This window comes from Synechococcus sp. W70.1 (genome assembly GCF_047461515.1).
Classification (GTDB): domain Bacteria; phylum Cyanobacteriota; class Cyanobacteriia; order Thermostichales; family Thermostichaceae; genus Thermostichus.
In genome coordinates, this window is record NZ_JANSHH010000030.1 from 58,973 (window position 1) to 80,355 (window position 21,383).

Here is a 21,383-nt window from a genome sequence, read left to right on the forward strand (position 1 = left end):
GCTCCTAGGGTTACATCTTGGGCAAGACAACGCGCAGGCTGTTCAAGTCTAAGGGTTAACTTTAGAATCCTGGGAGTGCCAGCTTTTTCCTGTAACATGGGATACAAAAAATCTCAGCCCTGGAGCATCGGCCTGGCAGCCTCAAGGCTGGTAGCCAACTAACTTTCCCACTCCGGAAAGGGCTTGTTGAGGTTTCCAGCGGCTACAAATGCCAGAATTGGGATCCCGGCTTGAGTTTGCAGTCTGGGGTGGAAAGATGTCGTTTATCCCACTGGTGCACTTTCTTGCCCAATCGGGCTTGGTGCAAGAGTTGGCCGTCCGGCTGAGATCCCAGCGACGGGCTGCTTTGCAGGGAGGGGGGCGGATTGCCAAGGGGTTGATCGCCTCGGCTTTGGCCCAGCAGGAAGGGAGATCCCTATTGGTGGTTACCGCCACGCTGGAAGAGGCGGGCCGCTGGACAGCCCAACTGGAGGGCATGGGCTGGGAGAGCGTGCAGCTTTATCCCACCTCCGAGGCTTCCCCCTATGAGCCGTTTGACCTGGAGCCGGAGTTGGTGTGGGGACAATTCCAGGTGCTGGCCGACTGTCTCCAGGGCAGAAAGGGCATGGCCATTGTGGCCACGGAGCGGGCCATACAACCCCACCTTCCCCCACCAGAGGTGTTTCAGTCTTTCTGCCTCAAGCTGGAGCCCGGCGCGGAGCTGTCGCCGCAGCAGTTGGGGCAGCAGTTGAGTCGTCTAGGTTATCAGCGGGTAAGCCTGGTGGAAAGCGAGGGACAGTGGAGCCAGAGGGGCGATATTCTCGACGTTTTTCCGGTGGCCTGCGAATGGCCGGTGCGCCTGGAGTGGTTTGGCAATGAACTGGAGCGGCTGCGGGAGTTTGACCCGGTGAGCCAGCGCTCTCAAGACGGGATCCCCCATGTCTGGCTAACTCCCACTGGCTACGGGCCTATCCTCTGGCCGGCTCTACAGGAAAAAGCCGATCAGCTTTCCCAGGGTCTGCGGCAGCAGTTGGAGCAGTCGTCCCCTCCCCCAGAGGGCTTGCGCCGCTTTCTGGGCCTACTTTACGATCCGCCGGCTAGCCTGCTGAGCTATTTGGATCCCAATACCTTGATCCTGATCGACGAGCCAGAGCAGTGCCAGGCCCACAGCCGGCAGTGGCTAGACCACGCCCAGGAGCAGTGGCAGTTGGCCCAAGCTGCTGAGCCGGCTCTAGTGCCCTTCCACCGTCTCTTTGATCTTGCGGCTCCCGACTGGGATCCCTTCCCCCGCCTGTTGGCCCGGGCTTTTGCCCCTGCCGGCGAGGCTGAAGCTGCCCTTGACCTCAAAAGCCGGCCTGTCCCTGCCGCTCCCCACCAGTTTGGATCCCTGGCCAAAACCCTGCGCGAGTACCGCAAGCAGCAGTTGCGGGTGTGGATTCTCTCCGCCCAGCCCTCCCGCACGGTGGCCTTGCTGCAAGAACACGACTGCCCGGCCCAGTACGTGCCCAACCCCAAAGATTTTCCAGCCATTGAACGCCAGCTCCAGTCCTACACGCCGGTGGCCCTGAAGTACTCCGGCTTGGCTGAGCTGGAGGGGTTCCTGCTGCCCACGCTGGGGTGGGTAGTGCTCACCGACCGGGAGTTTTTCGGCCAGCACAGCCTCGCCACTCCCACCTATGTGCGCAAGCGCCGCCAGGCCAGCTCTCGCCAGGTGGATCCCAACCTGCTCAAGCCGGGGGATTTTGTCGTTCACAGGGCCCATGGCATTGGCCAGTTCCTGCGCTTGGAAAGCCTCACCATCGGCGGCGAAACCCGGGAGTACCTCGTTATTCAATACAGCGACGGCCTGCTGCGGGTGGCTGCCGACCAAGTCAACTCCCTCTCGCGCTACCGGGCTAGCAGCGATGGGCCACCTGCCCTGCACAAAATGTCCGGCAGCACCTGGGAAAAGACCAAACAAAAAGTCAAAAAGAGTCTGAAAAAAGTGGCCTTTGATCTCCTGCAGCTCTACGCTAAACGGGCTGAGCAGGAGGGCTACGCCTTCCCCCCGGATTCCCCTTGGCAGCAGGAGTTTGAGGAGTCTTTTCCCTACCCCCTGACGCCGGACCAAATTCGCGCTGTCCAGGAGATCAAGCGGGATATGGAGTCCCCTCGCCCCATGGATAGACTGCTGTGTGGCGATGTGGGCTTTGGCAAAACGGAGGTGGCCATCCGCGCCATCTTTAAGGCCGTAACCGCCGGCAAGCAGGTAGCTCTTCTAGCGCCAACCACCATTCTCACCCAGCAGCACTACCACACTCTCAAAGAGCGCTTTGCCCCCTACCCCATTCAAGTGGGCCTGCTCAACCGCTTCCGCACTCCCGAGGAGAAAAAAGAGATCCTGGCCCGGCTTAAAAGCGGCGAGCTGGACGTAATTGTAGGCACCCACCAACTTTTGGGCAAAGACGTGCAATTTCGCGATTTGGGCCTCTTGGTGATTGACGAGGAGCATCGCTTTGGCGTCAACCAAAAAGAGAAGATCAAGCTCCTCAAAACCCAGGTGGATGTGCTCACCCTTACGGCTACCCCTATCCCCCGCACGCTGTATATGGCCTTGTCAGGGTTGAGGGAAATGAGCTTGATCCAAACTCCGCCTCCGTCGCGGCGCCCGATTAAAACTCACCTTTCTCCCTACAACCCTGAGGTCATTCGCACAGCCATCCGCCAGGAGTTGGATCGCGGCGGGCAAGTCTTTTACGTAGTCAACCGCATTGAAAGGATCGAAGAAACCACTGCCAAATTGCGGGAATGGGTGCCCGGCACTCGCATTGCCATTGCTCATGGGCAGATGCCGGAAGGGGAGCTGGAAGCGACCATGCTGGCTTTTAACAATGGCGAAATCGATATCCTGGTCTGCACCACCATTATTGAATCCGGCTTGGACATTCCTCGTGTCAACACCATTTTGATCGAAAATGCCCAGGAGTTTGGGTTGGCCCAGCTCTACCAATTGCGAGGGCGGGTGGGCCGGGCTGGGATCCAAGCCTATGCTTGGCTGTTCTACCGAGAGGATGGGATCCTCACCGAGGAGGCCCGCAAACGCCTGCAGGCCATTCAAGAATTTACCCAACTGGGATCTGGCTACCAGTTGGCTCTGCGGGATATGGAAATCCGCGGCATTGGCAATTTGCTGGGAACGGAGCAATCGGGACAAGTCAATGCGGTGGGCCTTGATCTCTATCTAGAAATGCTGCAGGAGGTCATCCAAGAAATTCGCGGCCAGAAGATCCCGCAGGTGGAGGACACCCAGATCGACCTCAACGTTACGGCTATGATTCCCCAGAGCTATATCCCTGACGAGGAGCAAAAAATGCAGGCTTATCGCCAAGTGGCGGCTGCCGGATCGCGCCTGGAGCTTTCCCAAATAGCGCAGGAATGGCAAGACCGCTTTGGCCCCCTGCCCAAGCCTGCCCAGGAACTGCTGCGGGTGATGGAGCTGAAGATTTTGGCCCGCACCCTGGGCTTTTCCCGCATCAGGCCCGCCAAAGAGCATGTTATTTTGGAAACCCCCATGGAGGAGCCGGCTTGGAACCGTCTCAAGGAAGCCCTGCCAGCTCATGTGCAGTCTCGCTTGGTTTACCAGCCGGGCAAGGTTACGGTGCGGGGGCTGGGAATGCTGGCGCCAGCGCAGCAACTGGAAAACCTTTTGCAGTGGCTAGACAAGATGAGCCTGGCCTTGACCCAGACGGAAGCCGGGCTCCCAACGCCTCCCTAGACCCTGTCTCATGAAGGTTCTCGAAGTGTATCACCTCCAGAAGACCTACCGGCAGGGAGGCAAGCAAGTGCAGGCGGTGGTGGATGTCTCCCTAACGCTAGCAGCAGGGGAGATCCTGGCTTTTCTGGGGCCCAACGGGGCAGGCAAGACCACCACCATCAAGATCATCGCTGGTCTGATCCGGCCTGATGCCGGCAGCGTGCGCATCCTAGGGCGGGATCCCCACGCTGAGCCTGGAGCGCTGGCCCAGGTGGGGGCAGTGCTGGAAGGCAACCGCAACCTCTACTGGCGGCTGACCCCCTTGCAAAACTTGGAGTACTTTGGCGTGCTGCGGGGGCTGTCCCCTAAAGCTGCTCGGCAACGGGGGCTAGAGCTGTTGGAGACCTTGGGCCTGGGGGAGAAAGGGGAGGTTGCTGTGCAAACCCTTTCCCGCGGCATGCAGCAGAAGGTGGCCATTGCCGTTGCCCTCCTGCACCAGCCAGCTCTGCTGTTGTTGGATGAGCCCACCTTGGGGTTGGACGTGGAGGCGGCGCAAGCGGTGAGATCCCTCATCCGCCAAATTGCTGCTTCGGGTCGGGCCATTCTCCTCACCACCCACCAACTGGACGTAGCTGAGGCGCTCTCGAACCAAGTGGCTGTAATCGAGCGAGGAACGATTCTCGTCCAGGCCCCCACGCAGGAGTTGATCCGGCAGTTTGCCAGCGCAGCCGGTACTTATCGGATTGAGTTGGAACAGGAGCTGGATCCCAGCCGGGCGGAACGCCTAGCCCAGCAAGGGGTGGAGATTCTCAGCTCTCATCAGTTGCGGTTTAGGGGCTTCTCGGAGGCTCTGTATCAAGTGCTAGAGATCCTCAAGCCCTTGCCCCTGCTCAGCGTCAAGCGAGAGGAAGCCGATCTCACCCACATTTTTCTCAAGCTGCTGAAAAGGGGAAAGAAGCAGGGATGAGGCCACTGCTGTACCTGTTTTGGGCGGAGCTAAAGCGCACCTGGATCCAGTACATCCGCTATCCGGCAGAAGCCCTGGGCGGGATCCTCATCACCACCTTTTTCTTCTATGCCCTTTTTGCTGGCGCTCAGTATGTGGCAGGGCCAGCTTCCCAGTTTGGCGAACGGCTGGATGCGGTGGTGATTGGCTATGTGCTCTGGACGCTGGTCATTTTTGTGGTGAACGACATTGCTCTCAACCTGCAGGTGGAAGCCCAAACGGGGACGCTAGAGCAGGTGTTGCTCTCGCCGTTTTCCGCAGCCACGCTTTTTTTGGCCCGGGCTTGTGCCAGCTTGGTGTTGCGCCTTGCCATCGTCGTCGTCATTTTGGGGATCATTTTGTTGCTCACGGGCAGCCGGCTGCGCTTTCCCCCCAGCTTGGTGCTGCCGCTTTTGAGCGTGGTGCTGGGGGCCTATGGCTTCTCGTTTTTACTGGGATCCGCCGCCTTAATCTGGAAGCGCATTCAACAACTGCTGATCCTGAGCCAGTTTGGCCTCCTCTTTCTCCTAGCTACCCCCACGGAAGAGTGGTCGGGAGCTCGGAAGTGGCTGGGACAGATGCTGCCCATGACGGCAGGGGCCGGCCTGCTGCGAGACGTAATGGTACGGGATGCAGGTCTGGATCCCCTGCGGCTGCTCGTAGCTCTAGCCAGCGGCATTTTCTACTTTGGCCTGGGGTTGCTAGCCTTTCGCCGGGCGATGCGGCTGGCCAAACAGCGCGGCCTCCTGGGATCCCAGTAGGGCGTGGTCAAAGGGAGCGGGGTTCGCCAGGGGAGCGCAACAGGTGAGGGAAGTGATATTCCACTGCGCCGGTGGTTAGGTTGTTCTCAGGGGAGGCAATGCCCCGTCGGCTCAGCTCTCGCAGCGCCTTTTCAATCTCGTCAAAGTCAGCAGGCAGTTCGATGGCAATCTCCGAGAGGGTGAGGATCCCCTGGCGACGCTGGGCTAGCCGTAGGATTTCCCGCATCAAAGCCTGACCCTTGAGGGGCTGCGGGGGTGCTGAGACAGTTTTTGCCGGAGACGAGGAAGGCCGGGATCCCTGCAGGACGGCCAGCTTGAGGTTGTAGTTGTCCACCATGCCCGGGATCAAAAACAGGTCAATCAACTGGCCAATTCCCAACAGGCCAAAGGTGAAAAGCCAGAGAATGCCTGTGCCCATCTTGCCTAAGTAAAGGCGATGGACACCACAGATGCCGAAGATGCCCAACGCCCAGAGAAGATAGGCGGTGCCGACAGATTTGGACTCAGCGGGGGGCAGCAGGTAGCGAGAACTCATGGAGGTTAACAGGGTAGCTTTGAGCAGGTACTCCCAGTTTAAAGGGGCAGAAGAGAGCTAGCAAAGCCGACCCTTAGGAGCCGTCGGGAGTTCCTCTCTAGGCTGCTGCCTGAGGAAGGTAGCCTCAAGGGGGATCAATTCCCTCACCCCAAAAAACTCCGTCCCCTTGACACAAGCAGCAGGTACACCCACACAAAGACAAAGAAGTGTAATGCTTGCAATGCTTGAGCCCATCTTAATTGGGTTAAGTGCTGCGCTCTGGGGTCTCCTCTGGGGCTACGCCACGCTGCTAGTTGTGCTGGTGAACTTCAAAGAGCAGGGATCCGTTTACGCCTACCCCATGCAGGCGGTGCTGGATCGCTTCGTGGAGTCCCTGGGGTTGAGTTGGCTCAAGGAGCTGCATGCTATGCAACTGCAGCCACTGCGCCGGATTAGCTACACCCTCTTTGCCGCCGTTACTCTAGGTATCGTCTTTGTGCTCTGGGTTTTAGGGTAGGCAGAAGGCCTTCTCAACAACTCTCGGTCTGCCCCTGAGGGAGATTGAAAATAGACTGCAGCTTTTTTAGGCAGGCCTGGATCTGGGCTATCTCTTCCGGATCCAGCTTCTGAAAGCGCTCCCTTAGGTAAGCCACGTGGGCTGGGAAGACTTGCGCAAACAGTTTTTCCCCCGCTTCGGTGAGCACAATCCTGAAGCAGCGGCGGTTTTCCGGCGGCACCTCGCGGCGCACCAGGCCCTTTTGTTCCAGGCGATCCACGATCCCGGTCAGCGTTCCTTTGGTAACTAGCGTTTTCTCAGCCAGGACGTTCATCGTCAGGCCAGGGGTGTTGCCGAGGGTTACCAAGACCTCAAATTGGGGAGGAGTTAGCCCCGTCTGGCGGATGTGAGCGGCGGCGTAGTTCTCAAAAGCTTGGTAGGCCCGCGCCAGATCCCACAGCAGCCCCAAGAAGGGCTCCTGGGCCACCGAAGGCTGGAGGGCTTGCTCTTCGGGAAGCTGAGTAGATGTGGGCATGGTTAGCAATCGCTGCAGGCGACTGACTTGTCAACAACTGTTTTAGCTTTGCCATAGCTCACTGTGATATAGTCCTAACACAAATTAATACTCCCTGGAACAGTTCCCAGCTTTGGAGGTTCTGGCTGCTAATGGGAGATGCCTCATTCCTTTGAATAGGGCTGGAGCAGGAGCGGGGTTCTTTGGAGCGGAAGATCCAGGCTAAGCTATGACCATAGCCCCTGTGGAGCGCCCTAGGCGCAGACGGGATCCCTCTCTGGGAGCCCGGGAGGCCAGGGCAGGAAAAGCCCCCTCTGCCGCCGGCTCTCTCGCTCTCTGCCTACGGTACGCCAGGCAAAGGAGTTGCCATGCTGAGAATTGTTACCCAGCTAGCCGAGGCCGAAGCCGAGCTCAGACGGATCTCGGAGCGCACCCAGGCAGACCAAAACCTGCATCGCGAGGCAACTGTGCGGGAGATCCTGCAGACAGTACGCCGCCAAGGGGATCGGGCCTTGCTGGCCTACACGGCAGAGTTTGACCAGGTGGAGCTGAGCGTTGCCGACCTAAAGGTCTCGGGGGCGGAGCTGGAGGCGGCCTACCAGGCGGTATCGCCGCAACTGCTCTCGGCCCTGCGCCTAGCCAAACAGCGCATCGAAGCCTTCCACCGGCAGCGGGTGCCCAGCAGTTGGGTAAGCTTTCCTGGCCCCGAGATTGTTTTGGGCAAGCAGTACCGCCCGGTGGATCGCGCTGGCCTCTACATTCCGGGGGGTCGCGCCGCCTATCCCAGTACGGTGTTGATGAACGCCATTCCTGCCAAGGTGGCAGGGGTGCCGGAAATTGTCATGGTGACCCCGCCGGGATCGGACGGCCTAGGGGGCAAGGGAATTAACCCAGTCATTCTGGTCGCTGCCCAAGAAGTGGGCATCCACACCATCTATCGCGTCGGCGGGGCCCAGGCCATTGCAGCGCTGGCCTACGGAACCGAGACCATCCCCAAGGTGGACGTGATCGCCGGCCCCGGCAACATCTACGTAACCCTGGCCAAAAAGCTGGTGTATGGCACGGTAGGCATCGACTCCCTGGCCGGGCCCTCGGAGGTGTTGATCATTGCCGATGAGAGCGCCAACCCCCTCTACGTTGCCGCCGATCTCCTGGCCCAGGCCGAGCATGATCCCCTAGCGGCGGCTATCCTGCTCACTCCCGACCTCCGGCTGGCCCAACAGGTGCAGCAGGCGGTGGCCAGGCAGCTCGAGGAGCATCCCCATCGCCTCCTGGTGGAAAAGGCAGTGGCCAACTACGGGCTGATTGGGGTGGTGCCCGATCTGGCCACGGCGGTCAACTTGTCCAACCAGTTTGCGCCGGAGCACCTGGAGCTTCAGGTGGCGGATCCCTGGGCCCTGTTGGACGCAATTCGCCATGCGGGGGCCATCTTCTTGGGACATTTCACCCCAGAGGCGGTGGGGGATTACCTAGCTGGGCCCAGCCACACCTTGCCCACGGCAGGGGCAGCCCGCTACGCCTCGGCGCTGGGGGTAGAAACCTTCCTGAAGCACTCCAGCCTAATCCAGTACGGCTCAGCGGCTTTGCAAGAGGTGGCCGGCGCCATTCAAGCCCTGGCGCAAGCTGAGGGGTTACCCGCCCACAGCCGGTCAGTCCAGGTGCGGCTGTCAGCGAAGTCCTAGCCAGCAGCTAAGGCGGAGGGTTGGGCAAATGGGGGGCTGGCTCAGGGGAAGCTGGCTGGGGCAACTGGGGAGGGCTCTGGTAGCGGCTTGGATCGGGGCAGGGGGGAGCGCTGTCTGGCCGAGGGCTATAGCGACGGCTGCCCCAGAAAGCTTCTCCCCCTCGCCTTTACCCATTCCCTGGGAGTGGGTGTACGACTTGCAGGAAAAGGCACAGGAGCGGCAGTGTACGCTGGTGGGCCTGCTGCGCAGCCAGCCCCTCGTGGCTCCGGATTCCCACTGGCAGGTGTACACGCGGCTAAATTGGGTTGTCACCCCCTCCGGAGGCCAGTTGACCAGCGTGCTGTTTGCCGAAAACACCCGTAGCCGCGCTCTGCAGGTTCTCTACCAAACCTCGGTAGTCGGGGGTAATCCTGAGGATCCGCTGGATTTTGCTGTGCTCCTGCCCATGGCTTGGCAGGAGAAGACTTTGCTGGTGAAGGAGTACTCGGGCTGGCTCCAGACAGACTTAAGCTGGGATCGGGCGGTGATCTGGCCTTTGCCGGCAGACTCAACCGAGATCCCGCCAGTGCAAATCTGGGATCCGCCACCGGCCTTGGCCTATGCGGAGCTGCTAGGCTGGGATCCCGAGGCAAGAGGACGGGTGCTGTTTGCCGTCGCTGACAGCCTTGGAGAAATGCCCCGCTTGGTTAGTGTAGGTTCAGACGGCCAGGTGTTGCTGCGAGCACCTGCTGTTCCTCTTCCCCAAACCGCCTCTTCTCCGGAGGGGTGGCAGCCGGTGATGGCGGAACCCCTGTGTCATCAAAGCCGTTTTGGGGTGAAGTAGACCGTGGGAGCAACACTATGCCTAGACCCATCGTGCGGCGTGGTTGGCCGCGGGAGGCCTTTGTGGGAGATATCATCGTCTGTACCCTGGAGGGATCTCATCTGGATCAGGTAACCGAGATCCGGGTCAGCCCGGCGGGCAAGGGGATCCGGGTTAGCTTTGGGGATCCCTTGGGGCGCTCCCAAGAGCCGGTGCAAGCTAGTGCCGAGGCGCTGACGGTTACCTTTGAGATCGATCCCAGCACCTACCCCGGCGAAAAGCGCATTGAGCTGATCTCGCCAGCAGGACCTAGCGATCCCCTGCCCTTTCTGGTGATGATGTAGGGTCATGCCGTTTGCAACCGCCTCAACTGACCTGGGCGCGCTGGTACTGGGGGTGGGTCTGCTGCTCCTAGTGGGAGGCTGGGCCTGGGGGCTGCGGCGGCAGCGGCGGGCTGCTCCTCCAGAAGCTGTTTTGCCGGCAACGGCGGTTGACCTCTCTGCCCTTACGGCGGAACAGGCAGCCCAACTGCAGCCCTTCGAGCAGGCAGTGGCAGACCGGCCACGGGATCCCATTGCCTGGTACAACCGCGCCACCGCCCTCGACCAACTGGGACAGGCGCAAGCCGCCCTGGCCAGCTACGACCGCGCCCTAGAGCTGAAGCCGGACTTTCCCGAAGCTTGGAACAACCGAGGTTCTCTTCTGGACGATCTTGGCCGTCATCAGGAAGCGCTGGCCAGCTACGAGCGGGCTTTGCACCTAAAGCCGGATTTTTTTGAGGCCCGCTTTAACCAGGCCAACACGCTGCGGCAACTGGGCCGTTACCAAGAGGCGCTGCGCGCCTACGAGCAGGCTCTCACCCTCCGCCCCGACAGTGCGGAAGCGTGGCATCTGCGCGGGCTGACCTTGGCCTCTCTAGAGCGATGGCAGGAAGCAGTGAACAGCTACGACAAGGCCCTGGACCTCAACCCCAAGGATCCCCGGGTTTGGCAAAGTCGCGGGCTGGCTCTGGTGCATCTGGAGCGCTACGCCGAGGCTCTGGCCAGCTACGAGCAAGCCTTGCAACTGGGATTGGAGTCGGTCTCTCTCTGGGCCGGCCACGCCTTTGCCCATCACCGCCTGGGCAACTGCATGGAAGCTCTCAACAGCTACGACCGCGCTCTCGCCCAGGATCCCCAGCGCTCCCAGCTCTGGCTGCAGCGCGGCTTGGTGCTGATGGACTTGAACCTCTACAGGCTCGCCCTCCAGAGCTTTGACCGGGCCGTGGAGCTGGATCCTGACAATGCAGAGGCCTACTATGCTAAAGCCTGCTGCTGCGCCTGGGAAGGCCAACTGCCCCAGGCCCTCCAAGCCCTAGAGCAAGCTCTGCGGCTGCAGCCGGAACGCTACCGCCCCCTGCTTGCCTCTGAACCCTATTTCGATCCCATTCGCGGTGAACCGAGTTTTGCAGCCTTCCTGAGAGCGCACCCCTGTCGCGAATGAGGACTAGAGGAAAGCCCAACGCCCCTGACGCGAACAGCTCCACCGTCTGCTTCCTGAGTTCCAGAGTACCCCAGAGGACACACCGGCAATAGCAATCCGACCTTCCACCGAAGACGGAGGGTTTCCGGGAGAAGGGTGTTGACTGCCGCGGAAAAGCTGGTCAAACTGAGGGCGCTTCAGTATCCTAGCAAATCTCAAAATTGTGTTTCTGCTAACACCTGGTAGCATTCTTATGGCTACAACTTAACTCGACCTGCTTGTAGATCGCAGTTGAGCCCAACGGCAGAAAATCGGTATCGCTTTGCACCCCCTGCTTTTGAGCTGCTTGGCCGCCGATCCAGCCTTGAGGGGCTCTAGCTCAATTGGTCAAAGAAAAGCAGTTTCTATAGTAATGGCTCCGCAACAGCCTCCTCTCGAGGATTCTGACCTCCCAAGGCCGCCGACAAGCCCGGCTTCCCCCTCTTCGGCCAAATCCAGCATGGGCAGTTCTGGATCCCCGACTGGGCGCGCGCCTAGGGCATCTAGACCTGGAGATGTTAAAACCCAAACCTTCGAGCTGTTGCGGCTGTACCAGCAAACTCGGGATCCGGCCCTGCGCAATCGACTGGTGGAGCTAAACCTAGGATTGGTGCGCAAAGAGGCCCACTACTGGCGGAACCAATGCAATGAGGGATACGACGACCTAGTACAAGTCGGCTGCCTAGGCCTCATTCAGGCCATCGAGCGCTTCGACGTCAGCCGCGGCCTGGCCTTCAGCTCCTTTGCCATGCCCTACATTCGCGGAGAAATTCAGCACTACCTGCGAGACAAAAGCCCGGCAGTGCGGCTCCCTCGCCGCTGGACCACCCTGCAGCGACAGGCCAAGAAGGTAATTGCGCGCCTGAGACAAGAGTTGGGCCGTCCTCCCTCTGAGGCGGAGGTGAGGGAAGCCCTCAACCTAACAGAGCAGGAATGGCGAGAGCTGCAGCTGGCCCAACAAAACAGCCTTTTGCTCAGCCTAGATGCTCCCGTACAGGTTGAAGAAGACAGCGTTGCTCTAGGGGATACCATTCCCGATCAGCGCTACCGCAGTTTTCAACTGGCCGAAGAAGATCGCATCCGCCTGCAAAATGCCTTGGCCAAGCTGGAGGAGCGCACCCGACAGATTTTGGAATTTGTTTTCTTCTACGACCTCACCCAAAAAGAAACAGCAGAGCGGCTGGGAATCAGTGCCGTTACCGTTTCCCGACGGGTCAAAAAGGGCCTGGAGCGCTTGGCTAAGCTGCTGAGTCAGGACATTTTTTAGGGCGTTGCCGAGAAGGAAGATCCCTGGGCTTCGCGACAGTCTCCAGCGCTTTTCCAGGCAGATCTGAACCCTCTCCCAAAGTGGAGATCAAGGCGACAAAGAGCCTCACAACGATTTTCCCGTAGTCCAAGGCTTTGGTTACTTCAATATCAGTGCAGTATCCTGGTCGAAATAGCTGTAACTTGTGTCTTCGCTTTAATCTTTTTTGTCTCGAGCTTTGTCTGAAGCTTGATCTTTGTCTTGGGAACAATTTGCTCCCCGGTTCTGCAGTTGGCTTAGTTGGGAGCGCACCTGCAAGGCAATTTGCAAAGCAGCATCCAAAAGCTGCGACTGTTCGCTGGCCTGTTCTCTTAGCTGGAGCGCAGTCAGAGCTGCCAGCTCGTCGCCGAAGAACTCCCTTTGCTGCTCAATAAAGTCTTTGTTCTGCCGCAAGATCCGTTCAGTTTTCAAGGCGCGGATTAGGTCGCTGCGAGTCAGCTTCAGAGTCTCGATGATCTGATCCCGCTGGGGCAGCTTGGCCTCAGGATTGCCCGCCTCTACCAATTCATCGTTGATGTGAATGGCTTGAATGAGCCGATTGTAGCGATCTACTTCTTCTAGCAAGTTCAGCAAGAGCGGCATGCGGCGGCTGCGGAAAATCCAATAGGCTTGGCCCAAAGCGGCAATGGCTGTCAGGATTCCCCATTCCACCAGCCAACTTTCCCAACTGCTGCGCAGGCCAGGGATCAAAATTCGCCCCACCAAGGTCAGCAGGGATCCCCCTGACCAAAAGGTCAAGAAACGGCAGAACAAATCCAGCACCAACAGCAGGCCCAGCAGATCCCAAAAGGCGGAGAACTGGCGCAGCCAGTCTTTCCAGCGACGGATAGGCCGAGGTCGGTACAGCCAGGCTATGGGTACCCCAGAAAGGTTTTCCACCAGAAAAGGGGAAATGACCAGCTCTTGTAAATCCCGCCGCATGGCCATGGACTCTGCCAAGGGCTAAGTTTTCCACCCAATTCTACTGCCGGCATCTTAAGATCCTGCTGAGATCCCTTCTCAGGGGTAAAAGCTGGCCAAAGAGGAGACAAGCAGGGTGAGTAGCCAACTACGCCAACTGAAGGCACCTCTGGTTGAAGCGGAAAACTTTGCCCCCTACGGGCAGGTGATCTACCCCGCTCCCGACGATAAGCCTTTCGACAGCCAAGATGCCCAGTTGGTTTTGAATCAGGGCCAGCCCCGCTTTTACCTCATGCGCTTGCTCCGTCCTGGCCTCAAGTTCAGCCAAATAACCCGCCACACCCGTTGCACCCAGTGCCTGGGATCCCTGCACGGCAAGGAGTGGTTCATCGCCGTCGCGCCGCCTGCCGACGAGCTGCAGGTGGACGGGATTCAAGCTTTTCGAGTGGCTGGCGACTGCTTCATCAAACTGGAGCTGGGCACCTGGCACGCTGGCCCCTACTTCGACGGCGAGGAGTTTATCGACTTCTACAACCTGGAGCTGGCTGACACCAACATCACCGACCACGAGACAATCGACCTGCTCCAGACCCACAACCTGGAGTTTCAGATCATCCCTTGAGCAGCCAGATTCGGCAGCCAAGACAAATAGGTGGGGGGATCCGTGGCAGCACTACGACAGGAGCCTTGGCACTCCCCCCTATGGGATAAAACGGGGTCAAACCCAGCGGCGTCTTGGAGATTTGTTACTATGGCTACACTCCAACCTACCCCAGAAACCGGCAAGCTCTTGAGCACCCTGGCTCTGTTCCTATGCCTAGGGCTGTTGTCTGCCTGCGACGGGGGCAGCGGCAGCACGGTTAGCCCCCCTAGCCTCACTCCCACCCCCACTCCCGCTGGCCGATAGTTTTGCATGCGCTGGCAGCGGCTGCTTGGCTTAAAGCAGCGGTGGGGAGTAGGGCTGGTCATTCTGCTCTGCCTTGGTCTCTTGACGGCCTGCAACGGGGAGGGATCCCCCACGGCTCCAGAGCCTCCCCGGGCAGGGGAGCTGCCAGTTGCTAGCTTTCTTTGCCAGTTGGATCGCCAGACCCGCACCTTCGCTGGCCCCCTCTATGCTGAGCAGCCTCAGGCTGCCACCTGCAATCCCGGTCGCCTCACCCCAGCAGCAGCCCAGAAGATGATGGATCGGTTGAACTTTCTGCGGCTGTTGCACAAGTTGCCGCCGGTGAAGCTCAATCCCGAATTCTTGGAGGCCGCTCAGCAGGCGGCCCTGCTGCAGGTGGCCAATGGCGCCCTCAGCCACCAGCCCCCTCCCTCTTGGCGCTGCTTTACTCCTGCTGGAGAAGCAGGAGCCCGCTTCAGCAACCTGGCCATTGGCCCAATTCTGGAGCTGAACGGCCCTGACCCAGGGCAGGTGCTGGCCCGCCAGGTAGATATCTACTTTGCCGAGCCGGGCCGAGAGAACTTTGTAGATGTGGGTCACCGCCGCTGGAACCTCTATCCCCAGTATGCCCAAGGAGCCTACGGCATCGTCTTCGACCCGCGGGCCGGACGGGTAACTCAGGCCAATGCCAATTGGATCTTCGGCTTTGACGAGTCGGTACCGGATCCTGAGTTTATTGCTTTCCCAGAAAGAGACGGCTACCTGTACCGCCTCGAGGGGTTTTCCGGCCAGCCTTTGTCCGCCTACCGCTGGTCTTTCTCGGTGCCTAGCCGTGGCGGCTTGTCTGACCTCAGCCAGGCCCAGATCCGCATCACCGATACCCTTACCGGCGAGGCAGTGCCGGTTTGGGATATCCGGGTTGGGGATCCCGCCTTTGGCCTAGAAACCCTCACCTACTCGGTGGGATCCATTCAGCCCAATCGACCCTACCTCTTTGAAATCAGCGGCATCCGGCTCAAGGGTGGGCCGCCGCGCACCTATCGCTACACCACCACCCTCTACGACTGCGACCCTCAAGCCGGGCCAAGGCCCGCTGCCTTGACGGAAGGGCTAGGGATCCCACCTCGCTGGCTTTGGCGGGAGGATCCCTTGAACTTCCGCTGGTTCTCTCCGTAGCTGAGCCTTAACTTGTGGTCCTGGGTTGGGGTCTCAGGAATCTCGCCTTCGCTGGGAGAAACCCCATCAGGCCCCTTCCTTGTTGGCCCCGTGGTGGGAGCCCGAGAGGCAAGCCGGCCAGCGGGAAGGGACAGAGCAGCTCTACTGTTGAGAAAATCAACGGAAAGTTGAGATTTCGATACTATCGTTGCTGCCTCGTCATCAGAGAAGCTAAGGTTTAGGTATCAAAGCTTTTTTAAAAACTGCTTTAGGGGCCCTGGAGAAGCGACCTCTCTGGGGCCATGATCTGCCTACGGATCGGGCACCACACCTAGGCGGACCTTCGGCCCGAGGGCGCGGCTGCCAATGTCGGAGCGGTAGTGGGCTTTGGGGAACTGCACCTGCTCCACAGCGGCATAGGCTTGGCGCAGCGCTTCTGCCAGCGTTGCCCCTTGGCCGGTAAGACAGAGGACACGCCCACCCTCGCTGAGAAGCTGCTTGCCCACCTGGCGAGTGCCGGCATGGAACACCAGGGCCCCGGTGGCGGCGGCAGCCTCTAGGCCGGCAAGGGGGATCCCTCGCTCGTAGCTGTCGGGGTAACCGGGGGCGGCCATGACCACACAGGCGGCATAGCCGGGCTTCCACCGCAGCTGAAGATTGGCCAGTCGCCCCTCGATGCAGGCCAGCAGCACCTCGTCCAGAGGGTTTTCCAACAGAGGCAGGATAACCTGGGCTTCGGGATCCCCAAAGCGGCAGTTGTACTCCAAGACGTAGGGATCCCCATTGGGCGTAATCATCAGGCCAGCGTAGATCACCCCTTGGTAGCGAATGCCCCGCTGTTGCAGCGCCTGCAGGGTAGGATCCAGCACTTGCGCCTGGATGCGGGCCAGCAGCTTGGGGGTGACCAGGTGATCTGCCGGGGCGTGGGCCCCCATGCCGCCGGTGTTGGGTCCAGTATCGCCATCGCCAAGGCGCTTGTAGTCTTGTGCAGGCAGCAGCGGCAGGCAGATCTGGCCATCCGTCAGGGCCAGCACCGACACCTCTTGGCCGACGAGGAACTCCTCGATGAGCACCCGCTCGCCGGGCTTGGCCAGGGCCGCCTCTAGGGCCTGCACGGCTTCTTCTCGACTGTGGGCAACGGTCACTCCCTTGCCGGCGGCCAGCCCATCTTTTTTGATCACGACAGGATAGCTATGTTCGCCTGCCGGAGTCCTGGAATCCAGGTAGGCCAGCGCCTCGGACAAGTCGGCAAAGCCCACAGCCGGAGCCGTAGGGATCCCTGCTTCCTGCATCAGTTGCTTAGCCCAGAGCTTGCTTCCCTCCAGTTGGGCGGCGGCGCGACTGGGGCCAAAAATGGGGAGCCCCGCTGCCTGAAAGGCGTCCACAATTCCCTCCACCAAGGGCAGCTCCGGCCCCACCACCGTCAGGCGGATCCCTTGCACGGTAGCAAACCGCACCAGTCCCTCGATGTCTGTGGCGGCCAAAGCCACCGGTTGACAGCGATCCATCTGCTGGGCGCCGCCGTTGCCAGGAGCCCAGTAGACTCGAGTCACCTGAGGGGACTGCAATAGCTTCCAGACCAAAGCGTGCTCCCGTCCCCCAGAGCCAATGACCAAGACTTGCATGGCGCTATCCCACTGTTTGGGGGTTTCCCCGATCGCGTCAGCGGGACGTAGTCCTTACATTCCCCATTAGACCATGTTCCCGTAGCTCTTCCGTTCGCGTAAGCGGGACGTAGTCCTTATTCAACGGCAGCGGATCCCAGGTGCATGCCCTTTCGCGTCAGCGGGACGTAGTCCTTACAGCCGCAGCGCCAGCAGGACAATGGCCAGGGCCCTCAGGGCTAACATAACCCTTTAAGCAGACAGCGCCCCTTCTACAAGATCGCTGTAGGGGCGAGGGAAGATGAGCCAAACCTGGCCTTGGGTTTCCACTAAGGCGCGCACCAGCGGCGAGAGCTGGGCAATTTCTACGTAGCCGTCCTCGGTTTTGAGTTGGATCCCTTGGTCGTAGAAGCTGTAGCCCTGGACGTGGGCGGAGCGAATTCCCAAGTAGCTTTCTGGATCCAAGCCATCTCGCTGCATCTTCTGGCTCAGAGTTGCCACCAGCTCTTGGCGTCGCTCTTCTGGCAAGCGGGTGATGTTGCGGGCTTTGAACAGATCCCGCTCCAGGTAGCGCCGCGCCAAATCGGCCAAGATGGGATCCCTCCCCGACATGGCCCAAAAGCGAAAAGGGTAGCTGAACATCACATCGTCAGCGGCCAAATAGAGGGGCAGAGGCAACTCGAAGGGATCTCCCTTTTGCGTCGCCAGCGCGGCCCAGCACCAGGCGCTCAAGATGGGATCCAACTCGATCTCCCCCTTTTGCAAGAGCACCTGCGCCCGCTTGAAGAGGCGATCCAAAATAAAGCGGGCACACAGGCTCTTGGGGTGCTGGTACACCTGGGTGTACATGAAATAGCGCACCACCAGATAGTGCTCGATGGCTCCTAGGCCTTTGCGAGCAGGAATGCAAAGGGATCCCGTCTCCGGGTCGTAGTCCAACACCGTGAGGATGCGATCCAGATCCAGGTGGCCGTATTGGGCGCCCGTAAGCAGGCTGTCCCGCATCAAGTAGTCGAAGCGGTCACAGTCCAGTTGGCTGGCAATAAGCTGCCCCACCAGCGGCAGGGGGAATTGTTTCTGCCACACCTGCTCCAGTTGGGCCGGCAGCTGCGGGTCGAACTCCGCCACCAGGGTGGCTATCTGGGGATCCTCCCGCACGATGCGCGCCGTCCAGATCTCGTGGCGGCAGCCGAAGATCTCCTCGCCCGCATGGCTAAAGGGGGCGTGGCCAATGTCGTGCAGCAGAGCGGCAACCAGGGTGACGGCGCGGTAGGGGCGCAGCTCTGGGTGGCGGCGGGCCAACCTGTCAAACAGCCGCCGCGTAACCTGCAGCACTCCCACCGAGTGGGTAAAGCGAGATCCCTCGGCGCCGTGAAAGGTAAAAAAAGCCGTGTCCAACTGGCGGATGCGACGTAGGCGCTGGAAGGCCGGCGTGTCGATAAGACGAATCAGCAAGGCCTCGACCGGATCCCCGCCATCCAGGCTAATGGCGCCGTGTAGGGGATCGTGGTAGGTGCGGGACTTGCAAAAACGCAGCGCCATACTCCCACCATACTCGCTGGCTGGCGGATCTTTGGTTAGCTTGGCTGGGGGGCTTCCCCACCTCTGCAGCAAAGCTACCCTATGGACTCCTCTTTGCAACTGGCTACGCAAGCGCCCTCGCCCCCAGACCCCAGAACCGGTGGGTTGCTGCTTTCTATGGCCATCTGGACGCTGGGTTGGGGGCTGACCGCCTGTTCTCCCCCTGCTGTTGTCGTGCCCAGCTCGACCCCCCTCACCCGCTATGTGGCTTTGGGAGCCAGCGATGCCGTTGGCTTTAACGCCTCCATCTCCTGCGATGGCCCGGCCAACGCCGCCGGCACCCGCCCGCAGCGCTCGGAGCCCCTGGATTGTCCCAACGGGACGGGGTATGTCCCGCGCCTAGCCCGCCTCCTGCCGGGGCAGGTGGAGCTCATCAACTTGGGCCGCTCGGGAGCAGTGCTCAGCCCGGCCATGCAAGCTCTAAGGGCGGGGATCCCCGCCAACGTGCTCCAGGATCAAGTGCCGCGCATCCCCCCCGACGCCACTTTGATTACTATCTGGGTAGGCGGCAACGACACCAACGCTATTGTCTTGGCAGCAGCCCAACGCGCCCTGCAGGGCGAGGATCCCTTAGCCTTTATTGAACGCCAGATCCAACAGTTTGCTGCAGACTACCAAACTCTGCTCCAGGCGGTGCGGGCTCGCGCCCCCCAAGCTCGCCTGGCAGTGGCCAACCTGCCCAACTTTGCCCTGATTCCCCTAGGCCAGCAGCAGCCCAGCGGCCTGCGGCAACTTTTGGCTCTAGTCTCCGTCAGCCTTAGCCAACGGGCCATCAACCCCCTGAGCCAACAGGGGATCCCCGTAGTGGACTTGCTCTGCGATCCCCGCTCCTACCGCCGCGAGTCTTTCTTCCCCGGCCCGCTGGCCGACGGCTTTCACCCCAACGACCGGGGATATGCCGATCTGGCGGAGGCCTTCTTGAGGATCCTAAAGCAGCCCGTCCCGCCCCAAAACCGCTGCCCGCCCTTTAGCAAGGCAGAGCTCTCCCCTAGAGGCTTGCTGCGGCCCAGTCCAGGAGAGAAGCTCTGAAGAGCCAGCCACCCAGTCTTACGAAGCCGCCACCGCCGCTGAGGAGCGCCGCCGCCGTCCTAGGGCCAGCCGTTCCTGGTCGAGCTGGTCTTCCCCAACCGGCAGGGAGGTTACTGGCACAGACTCCTCTTCGGGCGACTGCACAAAGACCAACACTGTCGGCTTGCCGGGCAGTTGTTCCCGCACAAAGCGGCGCACCACTTGCTCCACCTCCGCCTTAAGGCCGGCCCAGTCAACCTCAAGGCTCCCCCGCTCCAGCGATCGGGCAAAGCGCGGCCAAGCTTGCTGGAGGGTGTCCTCTACCAGGGGTTTTAGGTCGGATCCCTTAAAGTTGCCCTCTCCCGCCAAGCCCAAGTGCTGCACCTGAGGCGTACAGAGCAGCCTGCCCCTGCCATCTAGGCTGATGACCACCGTCACTACCCCATCTCTGGCCATTTGCTGCCGTTCTTGCAGGATCTCGTCCATCAGCACCCCATCGTGGGAAGCGGTGATCATCTGCACCCCCGCCGGCACCCTGCCGACAACAGCGATGCGCTCCTGGTTAACCTCCACCACATCGCCGTTGTTGATGATCACGATGTTTTCCCGCGGGATCCCCATGCTCATTGCTGTTTCGGCGTGCTTGACCAGCATGCGGTATTCCCCGTGGGTAGGGACGAAGAACTTGGGGCGCGTGAGGGCAATCATCAGTTTCTGGTCTTCCTGGCAGCCGTGGCCAGAGACATGCAGCCCCTTGTCTTTGCCGTAGATAACATTGGCCCCCAGCTCCATCAGCTTGTCGATGACTCGCGTTACCGCCAGCGTGTTGCCGGGAATGGGGTTGGCCGACCAAATCACGGTATCTCCTGGCTTGATCTGCAACTGCGGGTGCTCACCATTGGCAATGCGGGTCAGCGCGGCTAGAGGCTCGCCTTGGGAGCCAGTGGTGAGGATGATGACCTTGTCATCCGGCAGGCTGTTGATGACATGCATGGGCTGCAGCGTTTCGTCTTTGCAGCGGATGTAACCTAGACGCCGCGCATGGGCCACTACGTTTAACATCGAGCGACCCAGCAGAGACACCACCCGGCCTTGCTGCTCGGCAATCTGCAACACCAAATTGAGGCGATGCACCGAAGAAGCAAAGGTGGTGATAATCACCCGTCCTTTGGCTTCCGCAATGGCTTTGGTAAGGCCCGGCACTACTGCGACTTCAGAGGGAGTAAAGCCGGGTACCTCAGCGTTGGTGGAGTCGCTAATTAGACAAAGCACGCCCTTTTCCCCATGCTCGGCCAGCCGATGGAGGTCAAAGCGTTCGCCATCCACCGGCGTGTGGTCGATCTTGAAGTCGCCCGTTTGAATGACAACGCCCACCGGCGTGTGCAAGGCTATCGTAAAGCTGTCGGCGGAAGAGTGGGTATTGCGAATGAATTCGGCAAAGAAGTTCTTGCACAGGGGCACAATATCCCGCGGCCCAACTGGGCGCAATTCCGTCCGATTCAAAAGGCCCACATCGCGCAGTTTTTCCTCCAGCAGGGCCAGTGCTAAGCGCGGACCATAGATGACCGGGATGTCAAATTCCCGTAGGTGGTAAGGGATCCCGCCGATGTGATCTTCGTGGCCATGGGTAACCACCAGTGCCCGCAGCTTGTCCCGGTTTTGCTTGATATAGGTCATGTCTGGCAGCACGATGTTGACCCCATGCATCGTCTCATCGGGGAAAGCCAGGCCAGCATCCACCAGGATGATGTCGTCTTCGTAGCGGAAGACCCAGGTGTTTTTGCCGATCTCCCGCTCCCCGCCTAACGGGATCATCTGCAAAGAGGAAGTGGGCCGGGCTGGAGCAGCTGCTGACCGAGAGGCAACTGAAGTCCGTGGTGTTCGCATAGACGCTGTGGATCCTCTAGATGTAGCGGTTTGTAACAATTAAGCCAACCAAAAACCCCTCCAGACAAACCCCGCTAGCCAAGTCAGCGGTGC

General features: G+C 60.2%; 19 protein-coding genes. 13 read left to right on the top strand and 6 right to left on the bottom strand.

The features are described 5' to 3' along the window. Nucleotides 1-256 precede the first annotated feature (256 nt). Genes mfd through NW808_RS07090 form a run of 3 tightly spaced genes read left to right on the top strand, consistent with a single transcriptional unit; the run spans nucleotide 257 to nucleotide 5,458 of the window. The gene (gene mfd, locus NW808_RS07080; protein WP_414409818.1) at nucleotides 257-3,733 is read left to right on the top strand and encodes a transcription-repair coupling factor; all 3,477 of its coding nucleotides are present in this window, start codon (nucleotides 257-259) and stop codon (nucleotides 3,731-3,733) included. A gap of 10 nt (nucleotides 3,734-3,743) precedes the next feature. Continuing rightward, nucleotides 3,744-4,679, top strand: coding sequence for an ABC transporter ATP-binding protein (locus NW808_RS07085; RefSeq protein ID WP_414420744.1), 936 nt, complete (start codon nucleotides 3,744-3,746; stop codon nucleotides 4,677-4,679). Beyond that, nucleotides 4,676-5,458 (top strand): ABC transporter permease, encoded by a 783-nt coding sequence (locus NW808_RS07090; RefSeq protein ID WP_414420745.1) that lies wholly within the window; start codon nucleotides 4,676-4,678, stop codon nucleotides 5,456-5,458. Before NW808_RS07085 ends, NW808_RS07090 begins: the two co-directional genes overlap by 4 nt. Before the next feature lie 7 nt (nucleotides 5,459-5,465). On the opposite strand, the gene NW808_RS07095 is transcribed toward NW808_RS07090, so the two are convergent. After that, entirely contained in the window at nucleotides 5,466-5,993 is a 528-nt protein-coding gene (locus NW808_RS07095) for a TM2 domain-containing protein (protein WP_414420746.1), read from the bottom strand. Between the two features lie 211 nt (nucleotides 5,994-6,204). Here NW808_RS07095 and NW808_RS07100 point away from each other — a divergent pair, with 211 nt between their 5' ends. After that, nucleotides 6,205-6,489, top strand: coding sequence for a hypothetical protein (locus NW808_RS07100; RefSeq protein WP_414405881.1), 285 nt, complete (start codon nucleotides 6,205-6,207; stop codon nucleotides 6,487-6,489). A gap of 13 nt (nucleotides 6,490-6,502) precedes the next feature. On the opposite strand, the gene NW808_RS07105 is transcribed toward NW808_RS07100, so the two are convergent. Beyond that, the gene (locus tag NW808_RS07105) at nucleotides 6,503-7,003 is read right to left on the bottom strand and encodes a MarR family winged helix-turn-helix transcriptional regulator (protein WP_414396453.1); all 501 of its coding nucleotides are present in this window, start codon (nucleotides 7,001-7,003) and stop codon (nucleotides 6,503-6,505) included. Between the two features lie 347 nt (nucleotides 7,004-7,350). On the opposite strand from NW808_RS07105, the gene hisD reads away from it, so the two are divergent. From hisD to NW808_RS07130, 5 genes are all read left to right on the top strand, one after another. After that, nucleotides 7,351-8,664, top strand: coding sequence for a histidinol dehydrogenase (gene hisD / locus NW808_RS07110; RefSeq protein WP_414420747.1), 1,314 nt, complete (start codon nucleotides 7,351-7,353; stop codon nucleotides 8,662-8,664). A gap of 187 nt (nucleotides 8,665-8,851) precedes the next feature. Beyond that, nucleotides 8,852-9,487 (top strand): hypothetical protein, encoded by a 636-nt coding sequence (locus NW808_RS07115; protein WP_414420748.1) that lies wholly within the window; start codon nucleotides 8,852-8,854, stop codon nucleotides 9,485-9,487. A 17-nt stretch (nucleotides 9,488-9,504) separates the two neighbouring features. Beyond that, entirely contained in the window at nucleotides 9,505-9,810 is a 306-nt protein-coding gene (locus NW808_RS07120) for a hypothetical protein (RefSeq protein ID WP_414396446.1), read from the top strand. Between the two features lie 4 nt (nucleotides 9,811-9,814). After that, the gene (locus NW808_RS07125; RefSeq protein ID WP_414420749.1) at nucleotides 9,815-10,948 is read left to right on the top strand and encodes a tetratricopeptide repeat protein; all 1,134 of its coding nucleotides are present in this window, start codon (nucleotides 9,815-9,817) and stop codon (nucleotides 10,946-10,948) included. A gap of 478 nt (nucleotides 10,949-11,426) precedes the next feature. Further along, nucleotides 11,427-12,233, top strand: a complete 807-nt coding sequence (locus NW808_RS07130) for an RNA polymerase sigma factor SigF (RefSeq protein ID WP_414420750.1) — start codon at nucleotides 11,427-11,429, stop codon at nucleotides 12,231-12,233. Between the two features lie 195 nt (nucleotides 12,234-12,428). Here NW808_RS07130 and NW808_RS07135 read toward each other — a convergent pair whose 3' ends face one another. Continuing rightward, entirely contained in the window at nucleotides 12,429-13,211 is a 783-nt protein-coding gene (locus NW808_RS07135; RefSeq protein ID WP_414420751.1) for a hypothetical protein, read from the bottom strand. 97 nt (nucleotides 13,212-13,308) lie between these two features. Between NW808_RS07135 and NW808_RS07140 the strand changes: the two genes are divergently transcribed. The 3 genes from NW808_RS07140 to NW808_RS07150 all read left to right on the top strand — a co-directional run bounded on the left by NW808_RS07140 (nucleotide 13,309) and on the right by NW808_RS07150 (nucleotide 15,231). Continuing rightward, entirely contained in the window at nucleotides 13,309-13,794 is a 486-nt protein-coding gene (locus tag NW808_RS07140; RefSeq protein ID WP_414420752.1) for an ureidoglycolate lyase, read from the top strand. Between the two features lie 129 nt (nucleotides 13,795-13,923). Beyond that, a complete protein-coding gene (locus NW808_RS07145; protein WP_414409808.1) occupies nucleotides 13,924-14,079 on the top strand; it encodes a hypothetical protein in 156 nt (51 codons plus the stop codon). A gap of 6 nt (nucleotides 14,080-14,085) precedes the next feature. Then, nucleotides 14,086-15,231, top strand: coding sequence for a CAP domain-containing protein (locus NW808_RS07150; protein WP_414420753.1), 1,146 nt, complete (start codon nucleotides 14,086-14,088; stop codon nucleotides 15,229-15,231). Nucleotides 15,232-15,521: 290 nt separating this feature from the next. On the opposite strand, the gene purD is transcribed toward NW808_RS07150, so the two are convergent. Then, a complete protein-coding gene (purD, locus tag NW808_RS07155) occupies nucleotides 15,522-16,835 on the bottom strand; it encodes a phosphoribosylamine--glycine ligase (protein WP_414420754.1) in 1,314 nt (437 codons plus the stop codon). Nucleotides 16,836-17,066: 231 nt separating this feature from the next. Beyond that, on the bottom strand, nucleotides 17,067-18,356 hold the full coding sequence (locus tag NW808_RS07160) for an HD domain-containing protein (protein ID WP_414405891.1): 1,290 nt from the start codon (nucleotides 18,354-18,356) through the stop codon (nucleotides 17,067-17,069). Nucleotides 18,357-18,437: 81 nt separating this feature from the next. Between NW808_RS07160 and NW808_RS07165 the strand changes: the two genes are divergently transcribed. After that, nucleotides 18,438-19,424 carry an SGNH/GDSL hydrolase family protein gene (locus tag NW808_RS07165; RefSeq protein ID WP_414420755.1) on the top strand — a complete coding sequence of 329 codons (987 nt, stop codon included), beginning with the start codon at nucleotides 18,438-18,440 and terminating at the stop codon, nucleotides 19,422-19,424. Nucleotides 19,425-19,442: 18 nt separating this feature from the next. Here the strand turns inward: NW808_RS07165 and NW808_RS07170 are convergent, their stop codons facing one another. Beyond that, a complete protein-coding gene (locus NW808_RS07170; protein WP_414409803.1) occupies nucleotides 19,443-21,290 on the bottom strand; it encodes a ribonuclease J in 1,848 nt (615 codons plus the stop codon). Nucleotides 21,291-21,383: the final 93 nt, after the last annotated feature.

Bases quoted from the DNA above. Each gene is read 5' to 3' on its own strand.
- mfd (WP_414409818.1), top strand. From the start codon at position 257: ATGTCGTTTATCCCACTGGTGCACTTTCTTGCCCAATCGGGCTTGGTG.
- NW808_RS07085 (WP_414420744.1), top strand. From the start codon at position 3,744: ATGAAGGTTCTCGAAGTGTATCACCTCCAGAAGACCTACCGGCAGGGA.
- NW808_RS07090 (WP_414420745.1), top strand. From the start codon at position 4,676: ATGAGGCCACTGCTGTACCTGTTTTGGGCGGAGCTAAAGCGCACCTGG.
- NW808_RS07095 (WP_414420746.1), bottom strand. From the start codon at position 5,993: ATGAGTTCTCGCTACCTGCTGCCCCCCGCTGAGTCCAAATCTGTCGGC.
- NW808_RS07100 (WP_414405881.1), top strand. From the start codon at position 6,205: ATGCTTGCAATGCTTGAGCCCATCTTAATTGGGTTAAGTGCTGCGCTC.
- NW808_RS07105 (WP_414396453.1), bottom strand. From the start codon at position 7,003: ATGCCCACATCTACTCAGCTTCCCGAAGAGCAAGCCCTCCAGCCTTCG.
- hisD (WP_414420747.1), top strand. From the start codon at position 7,351: ATGCTGAGAATTGTTACCCAGCTAGCCGAGGCCGAAGCCGAGCTCAGA.
- NW808_RS07120 (WP_414396446.1), top strand. From the start codon at position 9,505: ATGCCTAGACCCATCGTGCGGCGTGGTTGGCCGCGGGAGGCCTTTGTG.
- NW808_RS07125 (WP_414420749.1), top strand. From the start codon at position 9,815: ATGCCGTTTGCAACCGCCTCAACTGACCTGGGCGCGCTGGTACTGGGG.
- NW808_RS07130 (WP_414420750.1), top strand. From the start codon at position 11,427: ATGGGCAGTTCTGGATCCCCGACTGGGCGCGCGCCTAGGGCATCTAGA.
- NW808_RS07145 (WP_414409808.1), top strand. From the start codon at position 13,924: ATGGCTACACTCCAACCTACCCCAGAAACCGGCAAGCTCTTGAGCACC.
- NW808_RS07150 (WP_414420753.1), top strand. From the start codon at position 14,086: ATGCGCTGGCAGCGGCTGCTTGGCTTAAAGCAGCGGTGGGGAGTAGGG.
- purD (WP_414420754.1), bottom strand. From the start codon at position 16,835: ATGCAAGTCTTGGTCATTGGCTCTGGGGGACGGGAGCACGCTTTGGTC.
- NW808_RS07160 (WP_414405891.1), bottom strand. From the start codon at position 18,356: ATGGCGCTGCGTTTTTGCAAGTCCCGCACCTACCACGATCCCCTACAC.
- NW808_RS07165 (WP_414420755.1), top strand. From the start codon at position 18,438: ATGGACTCCTCTTTGCAACTGGCTACGCAAGCGCCCTCGCCCCCAGAC.
- NW808_RS07170 (WP_414409803.1), bottom strand. From the start codon at position 21,290: ATGCGAACACCACGGACTTCAGTTGCCTCTCGGTCAGCAGCTGCTCCA.